Source organism: Epilithonimonas sp. UC225_85, assembly GCF_042695135.1.
Taxonomy (GTDB): domain Bacteria; phylum Bacteroidota; class Bacteroidia; order Flavobacteriales; family Weeksellaceae; genus Epilithonimonas.
In genome coordinates, this window is record NZ_CP170547.1 from 2574805 (window position 1) to 2595972 (window position 21168).

Annotated in this window: 19 protein-coding genes and 1 pseudogene; 11 read left to right on the forward strand and 9 right to left on the reverse strand. The window is 35.9% G+C overall.

The genetic code is table 11. From position 1 onward, the window contains the following. Positions 1-9 precede the first annotated feature (9 nt). From ACFJGY_RS11850 to ACFJGY_RS11880, 7 genes and pseudogenes are all read left to right on the forward strand, one after another. Positions 10-558: an antibiotic biosynthesis monooxygenase gene (locus tag ACFJGY_RS11850; protein WP_379964151.1), complete on the forward strand. Its 549-nt coding sequence runs from the start codon at positions 10-12 to the stop codon at positions 556-558. Positions 559-1103: 545 nt separating this feature from the next. Then, entirely contained in the window at positions 1104-1661 is a 558-nt protein-coding gene (locus tag ACFJGY_RS11855; protein ID WP_379964153.1) for a hypothetical protein, read from the forward strand. 242 nt (positions 1662-1903) lie between these two features. Then, complete coding sequence (locus tag ACFJGY_RS11860; protein ID WP_379964155.1) at positions 1904-2950, forward strand: cupin domain-containing protein; 1047 nt, start codon at positions 1904-1906, stop codon at positions 2948-2950. 80 nt (positions 2951-3030) lie between these two features. After that, a complete protein-coding gene (locus tag ACFJGY_RS11865) occupies positions 3031-3546 on the forward strand; it encodes a DsbA family protein (protein WP_379964157.1) in 516 nt (171 codons plus the stop codon). Positions 3547-3602: 56 nt separating this feature from the next. Beyond that, on the forward strand, positions 3603-4424 hold the full coding sequence (locus ACFJGY_RS11870) for an alpha/beta fold hydrolase (protein WP_379964159.1): 822 nt from the start codon (positions 3603-3605) through the stop codon (positions 4422-4424). A 143-nt stretch (positions 4425-4567) separates the two neighbouring features. Further along, positions 4568-6861, forward strand: a pseudogene (locus ACFJGY_RS11875) (GH92 family glycosyl hydrolase). A 76-nt stretch (positions 6862-6937) separates the two neighbouring features. Then, positions 6938-7420 (forward strand): SixA phosphatase family protein, encoded by a 483-nt coding sequence (locus ACFJGY_RS11880; protein ID WP_379964161.1) that lies wholly within the window; start codon positions 6938-6940, stop codon positions 7418-7420. Between the two features lie 62 nt (positions 7421-7482). Here ACFJGY_RS11880 and ACFJGY_RS11885 read toward each other — a convergent pair whose 3' ends face one another. Next, positions 7483-7875, reverse strand: a complete 393-nt coding sequence (locus tag ACFJGY_RS11885) for a hypothetical protein (protein WP_379964163.1) — start codon at positions 7873-7875, stop codon at positions 7483-7485. 19 nt (positions 7876-7894) lie between these two features. Beyond that, a complete protein-coding gene (gene alaS / locus ACFJGY_RS11890) occupies positions 7895-10498 on the reverse strand; it encodes an alanine--tRNA ligase (protein ID WP_379964165.1) in 2604 nt (867 codons plus the stop codon). A gap of 285 nt (positions 10499-10783) precedes the next feature. On the opposite strand from alaS, the gene msrA reads away from it, so the two are divergent. Beyond that, positions 10784-11467: a peptide-methionine (S)-S-oxide reductase MsrA gene (gene msrA, locus ACFJGY_RS11895; RefSeq protein WP_379964167.1), complete on the forward strand. Its 684-nt coding sequence runs from the start codon at positions 10784-10786 to the stop codon at positions 11465-11467. A gap of 141 nt (positions 11468-11608) precedes the next feature. On the opposite strand, the gene ACFJGY_RS11900 is transcribed toward msrA, so the two are convergent. From ACFJGY_RS11900 to queG, 3 genes are all read right to left on the reverse strand, one after another. After that, entirely contained in the window at positions 11609-12253 is a 645-nt protein-coding gene (locus tag ACFJGY_RS11900) for a murein L,D-transpeptidase catalytic domain-containing protein (RefSeq protein WP_379964169.1), read from the reverse strand. A 2-nt stretch (positions 12254-12255) separates the two neighbouring features. After that, entirely contained in the window at positions 12256-12933 is a 678-nt protein-coding gene (locus ACFJGY_RS11905) for a TIGR02117 family protein (protein ID WP_379964170.1), read from the reverse strand. A 228-nt stretch (positions 12934-13161) separates the two neighbouring features. Beyond that, positions 13162-14085 (reverse strand): tRNA epoxyqueuosine(34) reductase QueG, encoded by a 924-nt coding sequence (gene queG, locus ACFJGY_RS11910; protein ID WP_379964172.1) that lies wholly within the window; start codon positions 14083-14085, stop codon positions 13162-13164. Positions 14086-14198: 113 nt separating this feature from the next. Here queG and ACFJGY_RS11915 point away from each other — a divergent pair, with 113 nt between their 5' ends. Next, positions 14199-14486 carry a rhodanese-like domain-containing protein gene (locus tag ACFJGY_RS11915; RefSeq protein WP_379964174.1) on the forward strand — a complete coding sequence of 96 codons (288 nt, stop codon included), beginning with the start codon at positions 14199-14201 and terminating at the stop codon, positions 14484-14486. A gap of 50 nt (positions 14487-14536) precedes the next feature. Here the strand turns inward: ACFJGY_RS11915 and ACFJGY_RS11920 are convergent, their stop codons facing one another. From ACFJGY_RS11920 to ACFJGY_RS11935, 4 genes are all read right to left on the reverse strand, one after another. After that, positions 14537-14689, reverse strand: coding sequence for a phosphatidate cytidylyltransferase (locus ACFJGY_RS11920; protein WP_379964176.1), 153 nt, complete (start codon positions 14687-14689; stop codon positions 14537-14539). 94 nt (positions 14690-14783) lie between these two features. After that, complete coding sequence (locus tag ACFJGY_RS11925; protein WP_379964178.1) at positions 14784-14909, reverse strand: hypothetical protein; 126 nt, start codon at positions 14907-14909, stop codon at positions 14784-14786. Positions 14910-14947: 38 nt separating this feature from the next. Next, positions 14948-15955, reverse strand: a complete 1008-nt coding sequence (locus tag ACFJGY_RS11930; RefSeq protein WP_379964179.1) for a helix-turn-helix transcriptional regulator — start codon at positions 15953-15955, stop codon at positions 14948-14950. A 171-nt stretch (positions 15956-16126) separates the two neighbouring features. Further along, complete coding sequence (locus tag ACFJGY_RS11935; protein WP_379964181.1) at positions 16127-16459, reverse strand: HopJ type III effector protein; 333 nt, start codon at positions 16457-16459, stop codon at positions 16127-16129. A gap of 317 nt (positions 16460-16776) precedes the next feature. On the opposite strand from ACFJGY_RS11935, the gene ACFJGY_RS11940 reads away from it, so the two are divergent. Together ACFJGY_RS11940 and ACFJGY_RS11945 are read left to right on the forward strand one after the other, a co-directional pair. After that, entirely contained in the window at positions 16777-18159 is a 1383-nt protein-coding gene (locus ACFJGY_RS11940) for an RtcB family protein (RefSeq protein ID WP_379964183.1), read from the forward strand. A 107-nt stretch (positions 18160-18266) separates the two neighbouring features. Next, the gene (locus ACFJGY_RS11945; RefSeq protein ID WP_379964185.1) at positions 18267-21041 is read left to right on the forward strand and encodes a TrlF family AAA-like ATPase; all 2775 of its coding nucleotides are present in this window, start codon (positions 18267-18269) and stop codon (positions 21039-21041) included. Positions 21042-21168: the final 127 nt, after the last annotated feature.

Genomic DNA, 21168 nt, shown 5'->3' on the forward strand with positions numbered 1-21168 from the left:
AATTTCATTATGGAAACACAAGGCGCATCAGTAGTCATCACGCACCACGTTCTCGACGGCAAACAATCCGAATATGAAAAATGGCTTGATGAAATTCTGCCCCTTTCCAAAAGCGCCAAAGGTTTTATCGACTGGCAGATTGTGCGCCCGATTCCAAATCTGACTTTTGTCTACACCGTCATTATTCGTTTTGATACCATTGAAAATCTCCGAAACTGGATGGAATCTGATACCAGAAGAAAACTGATTGACAAAGCGCATCCGTTGTTCACAAAAGAAGATAATTACGAAATCAAATCTGGTCTGGATTTTCTCTTTTATGGCGAAAAAGAAAACAAAGTTCCGGTTCGATGGAAGCAATATCTGGCAACCTGGTCTGCCATTTTTCCTTTATCATTGTTGATGCAATTTTTACTGTTACCATCATTAAGACGACTTAATATTCCTGCCAATCGGTATTTTGATACATTGGTGAGTACCGGCTGTCTGGTTTTTCTGGTAATTTATGTTGTGATGCCGAATTATACGAAGCTGATCAGGAAGTGGCTTTATAAATAATTTTAAATCTGATATAAGTAAAATCCGTTTCAAGCTAAATTGAGACGGATTTTTTGTTTTAAAGCTTTCTTCAAAACAATTTGTGTAAGCTCAAATACAAATTGTATTCTCTCTGAACAATCTGGTTAAACTAAAACACATTTTGCTTTCCTTCAAAACAACTCGTTTAAACTAAAACACAACTGTCATTTTCTCCAAACAACTCAATTAAACTAAAACACAAAGTGTTTTTTGCCAAAACAAGTCGATTAAACAAAACCTCAACTTGTTTTTTCTCTAAGCAGGCTGTTTAGACTAAAACACACTTTGCTTTTCTCCAAAACAGCTTGTTTGAAACCAATCAACTTTTACCTTGGTCGCAATTCAAGGGTTTTGAAATCAAATGACTTTTACTTTTATTAAAACTTCCGTATTCCTTAATCCTTAAATTATCTTTTCCACCGAGTGTTTCTGCCTGTTCATCGAACACCAATTGATTTTGAAATTTGTTGAATGTAGTTTTACTTCATCAAATAACAAATACAAACAATTAAACTTTAAACATTATGGAAATTATTCAAACACCAGAAAACGCATTGTCTCACTCTACAGTTACAGCGATTATCAATGCCCCAATCGAAAAAGTAAACATCGCAGATTGGTTATTAAACCTTCCCGATGCAGAATATCAGAGATGTTCTACTCAGCATATCGGAGCGGCTATTTCCTCAACTTACGATGGACAGCCGGTTTCACTTAATGTCGAAACAATCGGAGATGCTTTGATGGTTCAGCATTATGTTGCAGATGTTTATCGTCCGGATTACTGCAGAATGTTATCAATTTCAGATTCTATTACCAAAGGCGGCCGTACAAAAGTTCAGGTTTTATGGGAACTGAGAGCCACAAAAATTGATGATAACACGACTTTGTACACCAACGAAATTCACGCAACAGCAACTCCTGAAATGTTCGAATACTTAAAAGAACACAACGTGAATCTTGCCGATGCAGCCGCTTCCAGACAAACCGCTTCTGATGCTCATAACCACGAAGAAACGCCCAACTTTGCAAAAAGCATCGAAAACAAAGCATTGACAGGAAAGTACAATCAGCCTTTTTAAAAAATCAACACATTATATTTTATTAAAATCACTGGATTTTTCCAGTGATTTCTTTTTTTTAGTTCAGTATTAATTAGGATAAATCTTGTATTCTGGGCAAAACAAACATACCAACTATCTCTTTCAAATTCTCAACGAGTCATTCTGCCCGTTCAACGAAAACCACTTCAAAAACCAATGATACCGCAGTAGCTTTACAGTAGAAATAATGGCAAACTATAATTAATCAAAAAACTACTGTTATGAATGCTCAATCACTTAGCTTCAAATACGAATTAGAAAAAAAAGAACCACGCACCAATAATGGCGGGACAACAAGAGGAGCTTCTGTCAAAGATTTTCCTGCTTCTACAGGTATTGCGGGAGTTTCTATGAGATTGCAGCCGGGAAGTATGCGGGAATTGCACTGGCACGCCAACGCTGCAGAATGGGCTTATGTGATTTCCGGAACAGTGCGGACTACGATCATTCATCCTGACGGACATAGTTATATTGACAATTTTGAGCCGGGCGATGTCTGGTATTTTCCAAAAGGTTATGGTCATTCGATCCAGGCAACGGGAACAGAAGAATGTCATTTTATTTTAATTTTTGATAATGGGAATTTTTCCGAAGACCATACATTCAGTGTAACAGATTTTGTATCAAGTATGCCTCCGGAAATTGTTGCTCAAAACTTGGGTTTAGCCCTGGAAGAAGTTGCAGCATTACCACAAAAAGAAGTTTATTTCGCAGCGGGTATTGTTCCGGACGAGTTATCATTTACAGCAGCTGCCCGTCCCGACGAATCCGATATAGAATTAACCAGTTTCCACCGCTACCCGTTGCATTCTCAACAGCCAAGAATCATTCCGGGAGGAGGTTTGCAGAGATTGGTAACAAGTAAGGAGTTCCCGATCAGCAGTACAATGTCTGGATCAATTATAGAATTGCAGCCCGGAGCGTTGAGAGAAATGCACTGGCATCCGAATGCAGATGAGTGGCAGTATTATATTGCCGGGCAGGCAGAGATGTCGGTTTTCTTAGCGGAAAGCACCGTTGTCACAGAACAGTTTAATACAGGAGACGTAGGTTACGTTCCAATGGGAGCCGGACATTACATCAAAAATACCGGGAAAACGGTTTGCAAAGTTCTGATTGGCTTTAATAACGGCATTTACGAATCAATTGATTTGAGTCAATGGCTGGCCGGAAATCCGAAAGATGTTATCGTAACCAATTTTGGTTTGAGGGATAACGAGATAGAAAAATTCCCTTCAAAAAAAGTATTCATCCAACCTCAAATATAGAGGCTTTGATCTCGGTTATCTTTTTACGAATACTTTCATCATTGAAACTATAAAAAAACAACACTTAAAACAAAATAATTATGTCACTAAAACCAGCAGTCAGCAATTCTGATCACGCACAAGGCAATTTAAAAGCCGATCTCATCATCGTAGAATACGGAGATTATCAATGTCCATATTGCGGCGAAGCTTATCCTGTTCTCAAAGAACTGATGAGTCAATTCGGAAATCAGATCAAATTCGTTTTCAGAAATTTTCCGCTAAACGAAATTCACCAATACGCAAGACCAGCAGCAATCGCAGCAGAAGCGGCCAATCTTCAAGGCAAATTCTGGGAAATGCACGATGCCATCTATGAAAACCAGGAATATCTGAATGAGAATTTTCTGATGAAATTGGCAGAAAAATTAAAACTGAATATCCCTCAGTTTGAAAAAGATCTGGAAAGTCTGGAATTAGCAGATAAAGTAGATTCAGACTTTGAAAGTGGTGTTATCAGCGGCGTAAACGGCACTCCTTCATTCTTTGTAAATGGAAAAAAATTCGATGGCGGTGCGGAAGATTTATTTCAACTTTTAACCGAGAACGCTGGATAATTTATTCAAAAAAAATTTAAAACAAATTCATACAATAACATTTAAAACCAAACAAAATGAGCACACTAAAATTAAAAGACGGAACAGAGATTTTTTACAAAGACCAAGGCGAAGGACCAACATTGATGTTTCACCACGGATGGCCTTTATCATCAGACGATTGGGACGCGCAGGTAATCTTCTTCCTACAAAAAGGCTACAGAGTGGTGACACACGACAGAAGAGGACACGGCAGATCCAGCCAGGATATTTACAATCACACTATTGAGCAATACGCTTCTGACGCAGCGGAACTGGTAGAATTCCTTGATCTGAAGGATGTGGTCCACATCGGACACTCAACAGGTGGTGGCGAAGTGATCCGTTATGTTAACAAATATGCGAACGGAAGAGCTAAAAAAGCAGTATTGATCAGCGCCGTTCCGCCGATTATGGTAGCAAGCGACAGCAATCCCGATGGTGTTCCGATGTCAGTTTTTGACGGCATCAGAGATCAGACCCTTAACAACAGACAGCAGTTTTATATCGATTTGACTTTCCCTTTCTACGGCTACAACAGAGAAGGCGCTGATGTGAAAGAAGGCATCCAGAGAAACTGGTGGAGACAGGGAATGATGGGCGGCATCGTGGCGCATTATGATGGAATCAAAGCATTTTCTGAGACTGATTTCCGAGAAGACTTGAAAAATGTTGATATTCCGGTTTTGGTATTGCACGGAGAAGATGACCAGATCGTTCCTTATCAAAATGCCGCTTTGAAATCAATCAAATTACTGAAAAACGGAACGATAAAAACGTATCCGGGTTTCCCTCACGGAATGCCGACTACAGAAGCAGCTACTATCAATAAAGATCTTTTGGAGTTTATTGAAGCATAATTAACCTTAAATATTAAATAAAGGATGAGCTGGCTGGTTCATCCTTTTATTATTTATAAGATCCTATAATTGTCTGATAAAAATATTTCTAAACCAAAATTCTTTACTCATAAAGTTTTATTTTTGATATAAATAAATTCTGAATGAGAAGCTTAAAACTATTTCTATTCTGCTCTGTCATTTCTATTGGAGTCAATTCTCAGGAAATCGATGATTGGATTAAAAGTCCCGTAGATTACGTCAATCCATTGATGGGAACTCAGTCTTCTTATGAATTATCGAATGGAAACACTTACCCGATCATCGGTTTGCCCTGGGGAATGAATTACTGGACGCCACAAACCGGAAAAAACGGAAACGGCTGGCAATATACTTATGACGCTAACAAAATTCAGGGTTTTAAACAGACGCATCAGCCGTCGCCGTGGATGAACGATTACGGACAGTTTTCAATTCTCCCAATGGTTGGAAAACCGGAAATAGATCAGGAAAAAAGAGCGAGTTGGTTTTCTCATAAAGCAGAAGAAGTGACGCCTTACTTTTACAAGGTTTATCTGGCAGATTATGATGTCTGGACAGAGATTGCGCCTACCGAACGGGCTGCTGTCATGCGTATTACTTTTCCGGAAACCAATCAAGCCCAGATTCTTCTGGATGCTTTTGATAAAGGCTCTTATGTGAAAATCATCCCTTCTGAAAGAAAAATTATTGGTTATTCTACAAGATATGCCAGGGGCAAAATGGAGAATTTTAAAAACTACTTTGTTCTTCAATTTGATAAAGATTTTGTTTCTCAAAATGTCTGGAATGATAAAGAGATTTTAACTGCAAATATTGAAGTCAAAGCCGATCACGCCGGCGCATTGGTCAAATTTCCCCACTTAAAAAAAGGAGAACAGATCACATTGAAAGTGGCGTCTTCTTTCATCAGCCAGGAACAAGCGGAACTTAATCTGAACGAAGTCAAAGAAAAAAGTTTCAATCAGGTAAAATCCGAAGCAAAGGAAATCTGGAATCAAACTTTAAACAAAATCCAGATCAAGGGTGAAACGATTGACCAAGCCAGGACTTTTTACAGTTGTCTGTATCGCAGTGTCCTGTTTCCGCAAAAGCTTTATGAGAAAGATAAAAACGGGGATATTCAGCATTACAGTCCTTACAATGGGAAAGTGATGCCCGGATATTTATTTGGAGGAACGGGATTTTGGGATACCTTTCGTGCGCTCTACCCGCTTCTCAATTTGGTTTATCCTTCCATCAATGTGGAAATGCAGAAAGGTTTGATCTCCGCTTACCAGGAAGGCGGATTTCTTCCCGAATGGAGCAGCCCGGGATATGCAGATATTATGATTGGTAATAATTCGGCATCAGTGTGTCTGAGGCCTACATCAAAGGTCTGCGTGGTTATGATGCGGAAATTCTATGGGAAGCTTTGAAACATGGCGCCAATAACGAAGGTCCGATAAGTGCTGTTGGAAGAAAAGGTGTTGATGATTATAATAAAATCGGTTATGTCCCGACAGATACGGGAATTGATGAAAGCGCCGCCAGAACTTTGGAATATGCTTACGATGATTATGCGATCTATGAATTCGGAAAAGCGCTTAAAAAATCTGAAATCGAACTTCAACCTTATAAAGAAAGAGCGATGAACTATAAAAAGCTTTTTGATCCCAAGTATAATCTAATGCGTGGCAAAAAGAAAAATGGCGAATTTCAGGATAACTTTGACCCTTTTGAATGGGGAAATGCTTTCACAGAAGGTAACAGCTGGCATTACACCTGGAGCGTTTTTCAGGATATCAACGGACTTAAGGAATTAATGGGTGGAAAACAGAATTTTGCAAAAATGCTGGATTCGGTTTTTGTGATGCCTCCAACCTTCAATACTAATTATTACAAAGAAGTGATCCACGAGATGCGCGAGATGCAGATCGTCGGGATGGGACAATATGCCCACGGAAATCAGCCGATTCAGCATATGCTTTACTTGTACAATTATGCCGGTCAACCCTGGAAATCACAATATTGGGTGAGACAGGCAATGGATAAATTATATAAACCAACGCCGGACGGCTATTGCGGTGATGAGGATAACGGACAGACTTCGGCCTGGTACGTTTTCTCAGCTTTAGGTTTTTATCCTGTAACACCTGCCAGTACACAATATGTTTTAGGTGCACCACTTTTCAAATCGATCAAAATTAATTTAGAAAATAATAATTCGATCTTAATCGATGCTTCTAAAAATTCAGATAAAAACATTTATATCGACCGTCTGAAGGTTAATGGAAAGTACCATTCGAAAAACTGGATAGATCATTTTGAATTGTTAAAAGGCGCAAAATTAAAATTCGATATGACTGATGAACCAAATATGAAAAGAGGAACCGAAGACTCCGATGCCCCTTTTTCTATGAGCGCCTATGAGAAGTGACAGATAAAATTAATTTTGGAAAAGTGATCAAGTGATATTTTTTTACTAATTTTAATTTATTATTAATCATTTATTAATGAAGACACTTTTACTCGTGAGACATGCCAAGAGCGATTGGCCTGTAGATGTCGAAGATTTTGACCGTCCCCTAAATGAAGTGGGAATGATAAATGCACCAAAAATGGCTCATTTACTTAAAGAAAAATCTATCAGTATCGATACTTTTATTTCCAGTCCGGCCAAGCGGGCTTTGCAAACTTGTGAGTTGTTTTCGGAGGTTTATCAAAAATCCTATTCTACGGATGCCACCTTATATAACCCGAGAGAAACTAATTTTGAGAATCTGATTTTCGGTTTGGACAGCAGTGTTAATTCGGTTGCGTTATTTTCACATAACAACGGTATTTCCAATTTTGCCAATTCTTTGACGGATGAAATTGTAAATCTTCCAACTTCGGGCGTTGTCGGCTATCAGATCGATTGTGAAAATTGGAGTGATTTTGCAACAGCTAAAAAGGAATTTTTATATTTCTATTCGCCTAAGAACTTTGGGAAATAATTTTAAAAATTCACTTATACTAAAACTAAAAAACTCCCAATTCAGGGAGTTTTCTTTATATTTTAAAATCTGTAATCAGTCGTATTCTCTTTATCTTTTCTGTTTTTTTCTAACTTTTGCAAATAAGATTTTCTTTGATCATCATTAAGATATTCAGCAATTTCATTCTCAAAGGCTGATTCTAAACTATCTGTTTTTAAATAGTAAAGCCGGTTAAGATTATAATGTTCTTCAGAATTTCTTATCTTAAGTCTGCTAACTTTATTTTCGTGGTTGTTTTTAATAGTATTAAAAGCCTCACAATGATTTATTCCAATCATTCTAAATTTTATTTTTTGATCCTTCGTCAGCTTTATTCCTTTATAATGATTATTATGACTGTTGAGATAATATAGATGACTCTGCGCAGTCAAATTAATTGAGATTAAGACAATAAAGAAAAAGAAGGCTTTCATCTTTTGTTAATTTTAAAAATTAAATCTCTAAAGCTTTCTGATAAGCAATCTCAATCCCGGCAAGATTCTTTCCGCCTGCGGTTGCAAAACCGGGATTTCCGCCACCACCACCTTGGATCTCTTTCGCCAATTCTTTCACGATATTTCCAGCGTGATAAGTTGATTCCAAATCTGTAGAGACGCCAACAGTAACCATTGGTTTTTCCCCAGCGTCAGAAATAATGATGATGACAGAATTTGGTATTTCTTTTTTCAGTTGGAAAACGATGTCTTTTACAGAACCTGCGTCCAGAGAAGTTTTCTTAACCAAAAGTTTCTTGCCGTTTTTATCTTCGAAATCATTTTTCCAGTTTTGGATCTCGCCTTTTGCTTTTTCTTTTTTGAATGAATCGACCTCAGATTTTAACGCTGAATTCTCTTCCAACAATTTTTCAATTGATTTAATTAGATCTTTTGATTTTAATAATTGCGAAATCTCCGAAACCTGAGTTTCAAGATTCTTGAAATATTCTTCCGATTTTTCTCCGGAAATGGCTTCAATTCTTCGGATTCCAGCGGCCGTTGAACTTTCTGAAGTTAGTTTAAAATGTCCAATTTCGCTCGTAGTTTTAACGTGCGTTCCGCCACATAATTCTTTTGAACTTCCGAATTGGATCATTCTCACATTATCGCCATATTTTTCACCGAAAAGTGCCATTGCGCCTTTGTCCAAAGCTTCCTGAATCGGAATATTTCTGAATTCTTGCAATACTAAATTATCTTTAATTTTAGCATTCACTTTTTCCTCCACCAAAGCCAATTCTTCTTCAGTCATTTTACTGAAATGTGAAAAATCGAATCTTAAATAATCCGGACCAACATAAGAACCTTTTTGTTCCACGTGTGTTCCTAGAACTTCTCTCAAAGCTTCGTGAAGTAAATGCGTAGCAGAGTGATTCGCCTGAGAATTCTTTCTGTCAGCAACATTTACTTTTGCGTAGAAAAGTGCGCCTGCATCTTTCGGAAGATCATTAATCAAAGAGACGATCAATCCATTTTCTTTTTTAGTTTCAAGAACTTCGAAGCTTTCGGTGGCATTTTCTAGAATTCCTTTGTCGCCAACTTGTCCACCGCCTTCCGGATAGAATGGCGATTCGCTCAAAACAATTTGATAAAATTCCCCGTCTTTATTTTCTATTTTTCTGTATCTTGTAATGTAAGTTTCAGATTCCAAAACGTCGTAACCAACGAAAGTTTCAGGTTTTTCTTCCAAAACAACCCAGTCATAAACTTTCGCTGCAGAATCTTTTTTGGAACGTTGTTTCTGTTTCGCCATTTCTGCTTCGAAACCAGCTTCGTCGATTGTCAATCCTTTTTCCTCCGCAATAATTCTTGTCAAATCATCAGGGAAACCATAAGTATCATACAATTCAAAAACCTCTTCGCTTGGCAAAACTTTTATACCTTCAGAAATAGTCTGCTGAATTAATTTTTCAACTCTAATTAAACCGTTTTCAATTGTTTTAAGGAAAGATTCCTCTTCACTTTTGATCACTTCTGTAACCAAATTTCCTTGCTTCTCCAATTCTGGGAAGAATTTTCCCATTTGATCCTGAAGTACGGCAATCAATTCGAAAAGAAAAGGTTCTTTTCTGTCCAAAAAACGGTAAGCATAAGAAATTCCTCTTCTCAGAATTCTTCTGATTACATAACCTGCGCCACCATTGGAAGGCAATTGTCCGTCAGCAATCGCAAACGAAACTGCACGGATGTGATCCACGACAACACGAATTGCGATGTCTTTTTCGTCCGTTAAAATTCCTGTATATTTTTTCCCCGAAAGTTCTTCAACCTTGGCAATCAAAGGTGTGAAAACGTCGGTGTCATAATTGGATTCTTTCTGTTGAAGTGCCATACAAAGGCGCTCAAATCCCATTCCTGTATCGATGTGTTTTGCAGGAAGATTTTCCAGACTTCCGTCTGCTTTTCTGTTGAATTGCATAAAAACAAGATTCCAGATTTCCACAACCTGAGGATGGTCGTTATTGACCAATTCAAGTCCTGAAACTTTTGCTTTTTCTTCTGCAGTTCTAAGATCCACGTGGATTTCGGAACAAGGTCCGCAAGGTCCACTCGCTCCCATTTCCCAGAAATTATCCTTTTTATTTCCGTTGATAATTCGGTCTTCTGAAATAAATTGTTTCCACAGGTCGTAAGCTTCAGTATCACGTTCCAAGTTCTCTTTTTCGTCACCTTCGAAAATAGTAACATAAAGGTTTTCTTTTGGGATTTTATAAACATCCGTCAATAATTCCCAAGCCCAAGTAATTGCTTCTTTTTTGAAGTAATCGCCAAAAGACCAATTCCCAAGCATCTCAAACATCGTGTGATGGTAGGTGTCACGACCAACATCATCCAAATCGTTGTGCTTTCCGGAAACTCTAAGACATTTTTGAGTATCGGCAATTCTGGAAGATTTCGGTTCCTTGTAGCCTAAAAAGTAATCTTTGAACTGCGTCATCCCGGAGTTGGAAAACATCAGCGTCGGATCATCTTTCAGAACGATGGGTGCAGAAGGAACAATGAGATGTTCTTTGCTTTTGAAAAAATCTAAAAATTGCTGTCTTATTTCTTGTGAAGTCATAGTTTGGGCTTTTGGCTGAAAGCAATTGGCTTTTAGCTTTTTTTGATAATTGGCAAATTTAATGATTTTTACAGTGATTGTGAAATATTGTTTTTAGATTTAATTGAGTCTTAAATAAATGAATTTAAGAAAATCTGAATTAACAATAAAAATCCAATTGTATCTGTTTTTCGTATATAATCAGTGGGAGTTTAATAAATTACTGTAACAGAAAAAACTTGATTTTAATTAAATTGCAGCTTAAAATTTGTACGTAAACTTATATTGAATTTAATCTAAAAATTAATGGATAAAAATAATCTTAATAAAATGAAAAATATTTTGACGCTCGCTGCTATTATCTTTGGAATTGGCGTCTTTGCAACAACAACGATTGGTTGTAGCAAAGAAAAATCAGATAATAAAATTGTAGGAAAACAAAAACAGATGAATCTAAAAGGTAAAAACATCAAAGAAATCTACTTTGCAGGTGGATGTTTCTGGGGAACGGAACATCTTTTTCAGCAAATAAGAGGTGTTGTAGCTACAGAAGTTGGTTATGCAAATGGAAAAATTAAAAACCCAACCTATGAGCAGGTCGTAAGTCACACCACAGGTTTTGCGGAAGCCGTAAAAGTGAAATATGATGCCGATCAGGTTGATCTGAAACTCTTGATTGATATTTATTTTAAGTCCATAGATCCTACAACTCTTGACCAGCAGGGAAATGATATAGGAGACAATTACAGGACCGGAATCTACTCAACTGATAAAGCTTCTGAAGCAATTGTAAATGCTGAAGTTAAAAGATTGGCAAAAAATTATCAAAAACGAGTAGTTGTAGAAACGGTTAAACTGAAAAATTTTTATAAAGCAGAAGATTATCATCAGGATTATCTGGATAAAAATCCTGGCGGATATTGCCACATAGAACCAGGTATTTTTGAAGAAGCCAGAAATGCAAACCCGCTTCCAAAAGCTGAAAAATAAATCATAAAGATTGTCGAAAGGCAATCTTTTTTGTTAGAAATCTTTCGTTTCTTCAAACTGGTGCTTTCCCTATACCAAAATAGGACAATGGCTTATTAAATCCGGAAAATAATATATTTTCTTTTAAATATTTCATTTTTCTCAATTATAAATCCACATCAAAACCGGCTTCTTAGAATTCTTCAATAATGGATCAATTTCTTTGAAAGCGTTATTGGAAACCGTAGGACAACCCCAACCTTCCGGTGAGCCTTTTGGAAAAACTTCATCATCACTCATCTTCTCCCAAGAATGAAAAACGATGATTCTTTTTAGTGCGTTGTTATTGGTTTCTTCTAATCCGTGCATCAGATATTTGACGTGGACGCCCCAATTGCTGTAACCTCTTGCTCCTATTTTATATTTCCCTAAAGAAGAAAGATGACTGTTATCTTCATTACTAAAAGTGGGATTATCTTTTGTAGAATCCTCGCTCCAAGATGAAGTTCCGCAACCGTGACCAACTAAATATTCTTTAGAAATTTCATTCTTTTTGAGATCATAAATGAAAAAACGTTTGAGTCCAGAATGCAGACTCATATCTATCAGAATGCAAAAATCTGTATTGAAGTTGTGTGCTTTACAGAATCCTAATGCTTCTTCGGCTTTCTTATTAGTTTTTAAAGTGTCAATTTTAGATTTGGAAACTATTGCAGAATCGGTTGAACCAAAAATTGGTTTTCCCCCATTTTCTTTTTGACAAGCTAAAGTTAAGACCGAAAAAAAGAAGTAAAAAAATGATTTCATTTTTATTTATAATGCCTGAAAATCCCAAAATCAGTAGGTGTCCAAAGTGCTGCTTTTTGTCCGGCGACTTTCAGCCCGTCATTTGCCCAGGTGTTGCAGGTGTAAGTGAAATTGTAAGAACCTTTTGCATCATAAAATGCATCGTCGTTTCCGTAAACGGCATTTGTTTTTATAAACTGGTAATTTCCTGCTGAATCTTTATCAAACTTATCATCAATAAATTTGATTAAAGCCTGATACTGTTTTTCTGTTAGCATAATTTTTTTGCAGTCTTCACCTTCTCTTAATTCGTTGTAGTAAGTGCAGTGCATTGCAGATTCGCTGAGCCATAATGCAGCTTTGAAAGCTGTTGAGAATTTAAGGTCTGCCCAGGTTGGTGTATTAAGATAAAATCCCTTGTCGCCCCAGCCAAACGAGACAAATTTGTAGTTTTCTTTCTTGGATTTGGTATTGCTGTAAGGCAGTTTTGTGCTCCAATCTATGAATTTTGTTTTCACAGGAACCACCAGATCTGTATGAACGCCATTTGTGAGAATGTACGTTTCGATAACTTTCGGATCGTCGGTTTTCTCTGCTTTCACAGGAATCAGAGGAAGTAAAATTCCCAAAATGATGTACAAAAAAACGGCTCCGAGTATGAAGCCGACTATTTTTAAGGTTAGGATTAATGCTTTTTTCATCTTCTAGGTTTCCTGAATCGTCGAAATATAAAGTTAATAAAAAAATTAATACAAATTCAATATGTTAATTTTTTTTAATAATTCTTGTTTTTATAGAATTTTATTTTGAAATTTAATAGCGAAAAACTAACAAAGTATGCCGAAAAACCGACAATCCAACAAAAGACAAAAAATCAGAGTAAAAGTTGCCCCAAAAAGAGTTCAGAAAAGAAAATAAATTTAATTAGTTTATTCTGACAGGAAATCAAGGTTCCGTTTTAGCCCGGAAAACTTCGTTCTCTTCACCGCCGACTTTTTGAAAACCGAAGAAAATATTTCCTGGGTAATGTCCTTCCACTCTTGTTTTGTGAAATTTTTGATTTCAGAATTTGGTCGGAATTTCTCTTCCAAAGTCGGAGCCGAGAATCTGTTCCACGGACAGACATCCTGACAAATGTCGCAGCCGAACATCCAGTCTTCCATTTTGTCCCTGAAGAAATCAGGGATCTGATCCTTCAACTCTATGGTTGCGTAGGAAATACATTTGCTTCCGTCGATTATTTTATCTGAAACAATAGCTTGTGTAGGACACGCATCGATGCATTTGGTGCAGCTTCCGCAATGATCTGTCACTTCAAAATCCTCAACCAAATCCAAGTCACAAATGATCTCAGCCAGAAAATAAAATGAGCCGTTTTTCTTAGTGATTAAATTTGAATTTTTCCCAACCCAACCGATTCCTGATTTTTTGGCCCAGGCTTTTTCTAAAACCGGCGCCGAATCTACAAAAACCCGGAAAGCAAACTCCCCTATTTCGTCCTGAAGTTCTGCAACCAAAGTTCTTAATTTATCTTTGATAACATCGTGATAATCTTCGCCGTAAGCATATTTTGCAAGTTTGAAGTCTGGATTGGTTTGAAGTTCCTCCGGGAAATAATTATAGCTGAGGGAAATAACTGACTTAGAACCTTCTACCAATAATCTCGGATCCAGGCGTTTATCGAAATGATTTTCCATATAACGCATTTCGCCATGAAAATTGTTCATGAGCCACTGTTCCAAACGAGGCGCTTCCTCTTCTAAAAAATCAGCTTTGGAAATACCGCAGGACTGAAACCCGAAAGCCAAAGCTTTGGATTTGATAAGATTGCTGTATTTCTCCTTGATGCTCATTTATCTTGCAAAATTAATGTTTTAAAATTTGATATTTTTTAACGTGAAGTTTTCAATATTTTAAAGATTTATATTGTAGTTTTGTTATCATTAAAATGTAAAAATTCAAAATTATGGCAATAGAAGATGTATTAAGAGCCGGAAATTATCACCTGATTGATGTTCGTGAACCTTTGGAACTGGAAATGGACGGACATATTGAAGAAGCTCAGAATATCCCTTTAGGAGAATTGGAAGATAGAAAACAAGAAGTTATTAACCTTAGCGGGACGAAAATTTTCTTCTGCAGATCGGGTAACAGATCGGGTAAAGCGGCAGAATATTTTAAATCAGAAGGATTAACTGATGTCTATAACGGCGGAGGTTATAATGATTTGAAAGAAGTCCTTGATAATCTTTAAGATTAAATTCTATAAAAAAGAAAGCGTCCCGAAAATTCGAGACGCTTTTTTTAGTTTTTACCCCTTGATAATAACCATAATACCAAAGCGACTATACCAACTACGACAATGATTCCCCACCACATACCGGCTTTAAAAATGGTTTCGACTGCCTCGCAGCTTGTCAACATTCCTGCTAATAAAAACAATGGAATGAAATTCATATATTTTTTCATAGTGTAAATATTTTCTGAACAAATTCAAATGCTGCGCCAAAATAGATTTACCAACAAAAAAGCCACCTTTCCGGTGGCTCTTTTATGCTTTGACAACTGCTTTTTCCTCTGATTTTCTGGCTTGTCTTTCTTCGAATTTCTTCACGACAAAACCAATGATAAAAGGTGCAGCCCATGTCAATACTGTTCTGATCAATCTTGGATTCATAATTTTAAATTTTCGTCAAAATTGCAAGAAGTGCGCCATTATTGATTTTCATTTTCATAATTTTTGAAAGCTTCTTTCAGGCTTCTATGGATTCTCTGTTTCAGCTTTCGTGGTGCTAAAACGGTAATAAATTCCCCGAGTCCAAGGATCATTCTTTCCAGTTCAAAATTAAGCTGAACACAGATCTTAAAAGTAGTTCCCATTTCATCTTCTTCCATGATCTCCTGAGAATGATGAAAAGGTTTGGTTTTTACATAAGGGGCATGCTTTGTCACTACTTTGAAGATCACATTCTGCGGACGCTGCGTTTCCGAAACTGTCACACCAATGACTTCTCCAAAATAACGATCAGAATTGAATTCTTTATCAATAAATTCAATTTTCTCCTCCGTGAATATCTCCTCTATCCTATCCAAAGCGAGAGTCAGAATGCTGGTTTTATGGAAACAGATCAGAAACCATCGGTTGTTATATTCTTTGAGTAATTGTGGATGTACAATATATTGATTGGATTCCTGAGCTTTGAAGCTTTTATATTTTATATTCAAAACCCTTTTGTTAAGTATACTTTCGTAAAGAGTATCGATATGTTCCAGACCTTTCAGCCGTTCATTTTTATCAAGATGAATGATTGATTTCTGATTAGTTGACTGTATCGAATCTTCCAGCTTCTGGATCACACCATTCATATCTTTGAACATCGAAAAATCTTTAAACTGCTTCAAAATCTGAACCGCATTATTCATCGCTTTCAGATCGTTTTCATTCACAGAAATCTGATGAATGCTGTAATCCGGGTCGCTGTATCTGTAAAACCGTCTTTCATAAACCTCGATCGGCGCTTCGTATCCGAACTTCTCACTTCGCATATTCTGCAGATCGAGCTGTACGGTCCGTTTGCTCACAAAAGATTCTTTGCCTTCAAATTCAAACAGCGCTTCGGAACATTCTTCCATCAGATCTTCCAAAGTGTATTTTTTATACTTATTCTTAAGACATTTGTCCAAAGTTTTGTAACGTATTAAGGCGTTTTTGTTCGATGACATTTGTTGAATTTTAAATTAACGCAAAGGCACAATATTTTATTTAGTTCGAATATTTTAAGGCACAAAGTCAATTCGGTTTCATTGGTAAGAATAATAGAAATTTATCGAAGATAAAATCTTCGCGCCTTAAAGCATTTAGATGGCAAAAAACTTATGCCTTTGCGATAAAGTTCATTTCCTCTTCAAAGCTTCACCTTCAAACGAAATCCCGTCCCAGCCAAATTCCATAAAGTTCCTGATATTCTGATGATCTTTTCCTTCTGGATTTTGCAAAACATCAGTCCTGTAAAAGTCTCCGAATAATGCTAAAGTCTCTTCTTTCGATAGCGCATTCAATTTCGCAAAACTGAAAACTTTGCAGGAACCGTTGTTCTGTCCAGCTTCGTTGACTGTATTCCCATTCGTAAATTTTGTCGGCGTAAAATCGTAGTGCTCATCTATAAATGCAATAACCTCATTAAATTGAATTTTTTCAGGTGATTTTTCTAATTGTTCGAATAACATATTTTAAAGTTTTATTGTAAAGTTTTAAAGATTAAATCTAAAGTATTAATTATTATCAATAGCGTCGGGCTTTAGCCCGATGAACAAGTTTACAGAATGAAAAGGCTTTAGCCGAAACTTACAATTTTGACTAAAGTCAACTCTGACCATTCTTATTGAAAACGGGCTAAAGCCCGCCCCTATTGATTTTATTAAATTATCTTTTGTGCCTTTTGTAGTTCCGATTAAATTTTCTCAAAAATAATCAAAATGATTTTATCTGCGCAAAAACATTGCGCACTAACACAATTACTTTGCATCATCAAATAAATAAAACAATGACTACAATTACAGGAAACGAACTAATCGCTTTAGGATTCACGCCAAAAAAATGGTTTGCCGAAGCTCTAGAATATATCAATGAAAATCAATTGAACGAAACAGAAATGCTGGAATATCTGGAACAATTCAGGTCTCCCGATCCGATTCCACTTCACTCTGAGCCAAAAGATTTCATCATCAACATCAAAGCAGAAAACGAAAGCGAAAATGATAACGTTGAAAAAGTCATCAACACGATGAAAGTCTTGATGAAAACGCCAACTTTAGTCAACGGCGCCATTATGCCGGACGCTTGCCCTACAGGTCCCGAAGGTCACATTCCGGTTGGCGGTGTTGTCGTAGCGAAAAATGCGATCCATCCGGGATTCCATTCCGCAGATATCTGCTGTTCCGTGATGCTGACAGATTTTGGAAAAGCAGATCCGAAAACGGTTTTGGATACCGCCCACTCCATCACGCATTTCGGTTACGGCGGTCGGGACAGAGGTTCGCAAATGCCGATGTCTCAGGAATTGATGGACGCTTTCAGAGAAAATTTCTTTCTGAATGACGAGCGTTTAATCAGCATTGCGCGTTCGCATATGGGAACGCAGGGTGACGGCAATCACTTTTTGTTCGTCGGGATTTCAAAAAATACAGGAAACACAATGCTGGTCACGCACCACGGTTCAAGAGCGCCAGGCGCCATGCTGTATGACAAAGGGATGAAGATCGCCAACCGCTTCCGAATGGAAATTTCGCCCGAAACATTGAAGGAAAATGCGTGGATCCCGTACGAAACTGAAGAAGGAAAATCCTATTGGGAAGCGTTGCAACTCATCAGAAACTGGACGAAGGAAAACCACGAATCCATCCACAACACGGTATTAGAAAAACTAAATATCGAAAAACAAGACCGATATTGGAACGAACATAATTTTGTATTCAGAGATGGTGATTTATTTTACCACGCGAAGGGCGCAACACCGCTGGACGACAAATTTTTGCCGGATATTACAGGTCCGAGGCTGATTCCTCTGAATATGGCGGAACCTGTTTTGATTGTCCAGGGAACAACCAACGGCAGAAATTTAGGTTTTGCGCCACACGGTGCCGGAAGAAATTTCAGCAGAACACAGCACAAAAAATCGCTGGCCCACAAAACCATCGACGAAGTGTTTGCCGAAGAAACGCAAGGTCTCGACATCCGTTTCTTCTCCAATGATATCGATATCTCCGAACTCCCAAGCGCCTACAAAAGTGCCAAAAACGTAAGAGCACAAATTGAGGAATACGGACTTTGCGAAGTTCTGGACGAAGTGATGCCTTACGGTTGTATTATGGCTGGCGATGTGGGGAAGATTGCGCCTTGGAAGAGGAAGAAAAAGTTTAGGAAATAATTTGAAGATTACGGGTTTCCGTAATCTTTTTTTTGAATTGATAATATATTTACAAATTCAATAAATATATGTGAAAAATTAATATATATTTATAAAAACTTATAACAATGAAAATAAATAGAGGCTCCGAATGGAGAAAATGGGATTTACATTTACATAGTCCATATACATTTCTTAACAAATACACTTGTTCAGACGATGATTTCGTAAATAAAATTATTGGTGAAGAACTTTGTTGTATTGGCTTAACTAACTATTTTAAATTTGATAATAAAGAGTTTTTGCTCAAACAAACTCTTGAGAAAAGTAATATTGTTGTTTTTCTCAATTTAGAATTAAGATTAGACTATCAAAATAAAGATGATGACTGCCTCGACTTACACGTTATCTTTTCAAATACTATTACACAAGAACAAGTTAATAAATTTCTTAGTAATATGACGGCTCACGTTGGCGGTACAGAGAAAAAGCTTATTGATATTAATGATACTAATGATTTTAAGAGGGCGGTTGTAAACTTTGATAAGTTATTGATTTGCTTAAATGAAGAGTCTATAGGATTGAAAGGTAATTTTTTAGTGGGTTTCCTATCAAGAGGAAAAGGAAATGCTAGAACAAGTACTAATTATGAAAGGGTTGTCAAGGATGCAGATTTACTAATACATTCCACAGATAATCCAAATAATATTGTAGAAGATAGAAAGTTTTGGCTCAATTATAATAAACCACTATTACAAAACAGCGATGCACATTCTTTAGAAACAATCGGAAAGAAATTTACTTGGATAAAAGCACAACCAACTTTTGAAGGTCTGAAACAAATTATTCATGAACCAATTGAGAGAGTTCAGATTCAAAAAGAGAAACCTGAAATAGACAAATTAGACAATTTATTGATTGAAAAGGTTTCTTTCTTACCGTCTGACGATAAGTTTACACCTGAGCCGATTTACTTTAGTAAAAATCTCAATGTGATTATTGGCGGAAAATCTTCAGGTAAATCAATTTTACTATTCAATATAGCTAAAACACTTTATGAAAATCAAAATGATTCTGTGTTAAAATATAAAGATGCTGATGATGATTTTAAGGAGAAAGATTTATATAATCTTTCTTTAGATGATTCTAATTTTGATTTCACAATTGATACATATTTAGGAACAAATCAAAGTATTAAAAGAGAAAATAAACAAGCGAGTATTTTACCAAGTATAAAATATATTCCGCAAAATCATTTATCTAATTTAGTAGATAAAAGTAAAAGAAATTCAAATGAACTAAAAAAATACATAAGAAATCTAATATTAGAAGAACCAAAATACAATAAAATTTACGAAGATTTCAAAGATAAATTAAGACAAAATGATAAAATAAGGGAAGATGATATTTCTGAGTATTTCACATATAAAGAAGAACTAAAAAAGAAAAACGAAGGGTTACAACAAAAGGGAGATAAAGAGAATATAAAAAAAACAATAGAAGCTTTAGAGAAAAAAATTACTGAAACTAATAAAGAATTAACTCCTGAACAAACTTTAGAATACAATACTATTGCAAATGAAAATTCTGAATTAGAAAAAAATAAAAACTCATTATCAAACGACTTAGAGAAACTATATAATTTCACTGAGTCTTCAAGAAATATTTTAGTCGAACTAAAAGCAAAAAAAGACTTATTGTTGGATAATATTGAATTATTTGAAGTCAAAAAAGAATTTGAAATAAAGTTGAATTTTATTGATAACGCAATAAACGAAAATGATAAAGTAAAGAATCTTGTTACAAAAGATGAAAATGACAACTTTCAAATTATAGATGATAATATTATTAGTTTAAAATTTAAAGAAATTAATGAGAAAATTAGTGAATTAAAAGTAAAATTATCACCCTTAACAAATTTATTTGAAAATCAAAAGTTGGTCTCAGGTTATCAAAAATCAATCTCAGAAGAAAAAATAAAACTGAGTGAAATTGAACAGATTGAAAAAGAAATAGAAAATATTAATAAAACCTCGAAAAATAGAAAAGATAAAATATTTAAAGATATAAGAGATAATAGAAAGCTATATGATAATTTACTGGCAGATCTTTTACCACGCATTGGAGAAATTAAAGAAGAGGATACTGAATTAAAAATAGAAGACAAAATATATTTCAATTTTCCAAAATATAGAGAATCTATTTTAGGTATAAGTCACGGAAATTCTAAAACATATTCTAATTTTAAAATTTATAGTGAAGAAAATAAAGCTCTTATTAACTATGACTTTGAAAATTATATTTCAGATTTGGAAAACGTTTTTGATAGCATTGAAAATAATGATTATAAGCTTTTAAAAGATATTTCAAAACAATATGCAATTACTAAAGTTCTTGAACAACGATTTTTCTTTGATCATTGGGATATAACATATAAAAGTGATACTATACACAATATGTCTACTGGAAAAGCAAGTTTAGTATTATTAAAAGTTATGATAAAATTAAGTGATGTTAAAGGACCTATATTAATTGATCAACCAGAGGATAATTTAGATAATCGATCTGTAACTAATGAACTTATTGAATACTTGAAAGAAAAGAAAAAAGAGCGTCAGATAATCTTGGTAACACATAATGCAAATATAGTAGTCAATGCAGATGCTGAAAATATTATTATAGCAAATCAAAAGGGACAAAGTGATGATGATAAATTGGGGAGTTCGTATTTATTTGATTACATAAGTGGTGCATTAGAAGATATTGAGCCCATTTCTAAAGATAAAGATGAAAAAGACTTATTAAAATCAATGGGAATTAGAGAACATATTACTCAAATTGTTGAAGGTGGAAAAGAAGCCTTTAAGAAGCGTGAAGAAAAATATGGATTTAAAATTTTGTAAAGGATTTAAATCCCCCGCTAGCGCAAGCGTCCCGCTCGTGCTCCTTATAAAAACCCGACAGCGCGGATTTGCAATCCGTGCCTCCCAATCCCTAATAAAACCCAAAAACCCCAGCCCCAACGCCGGG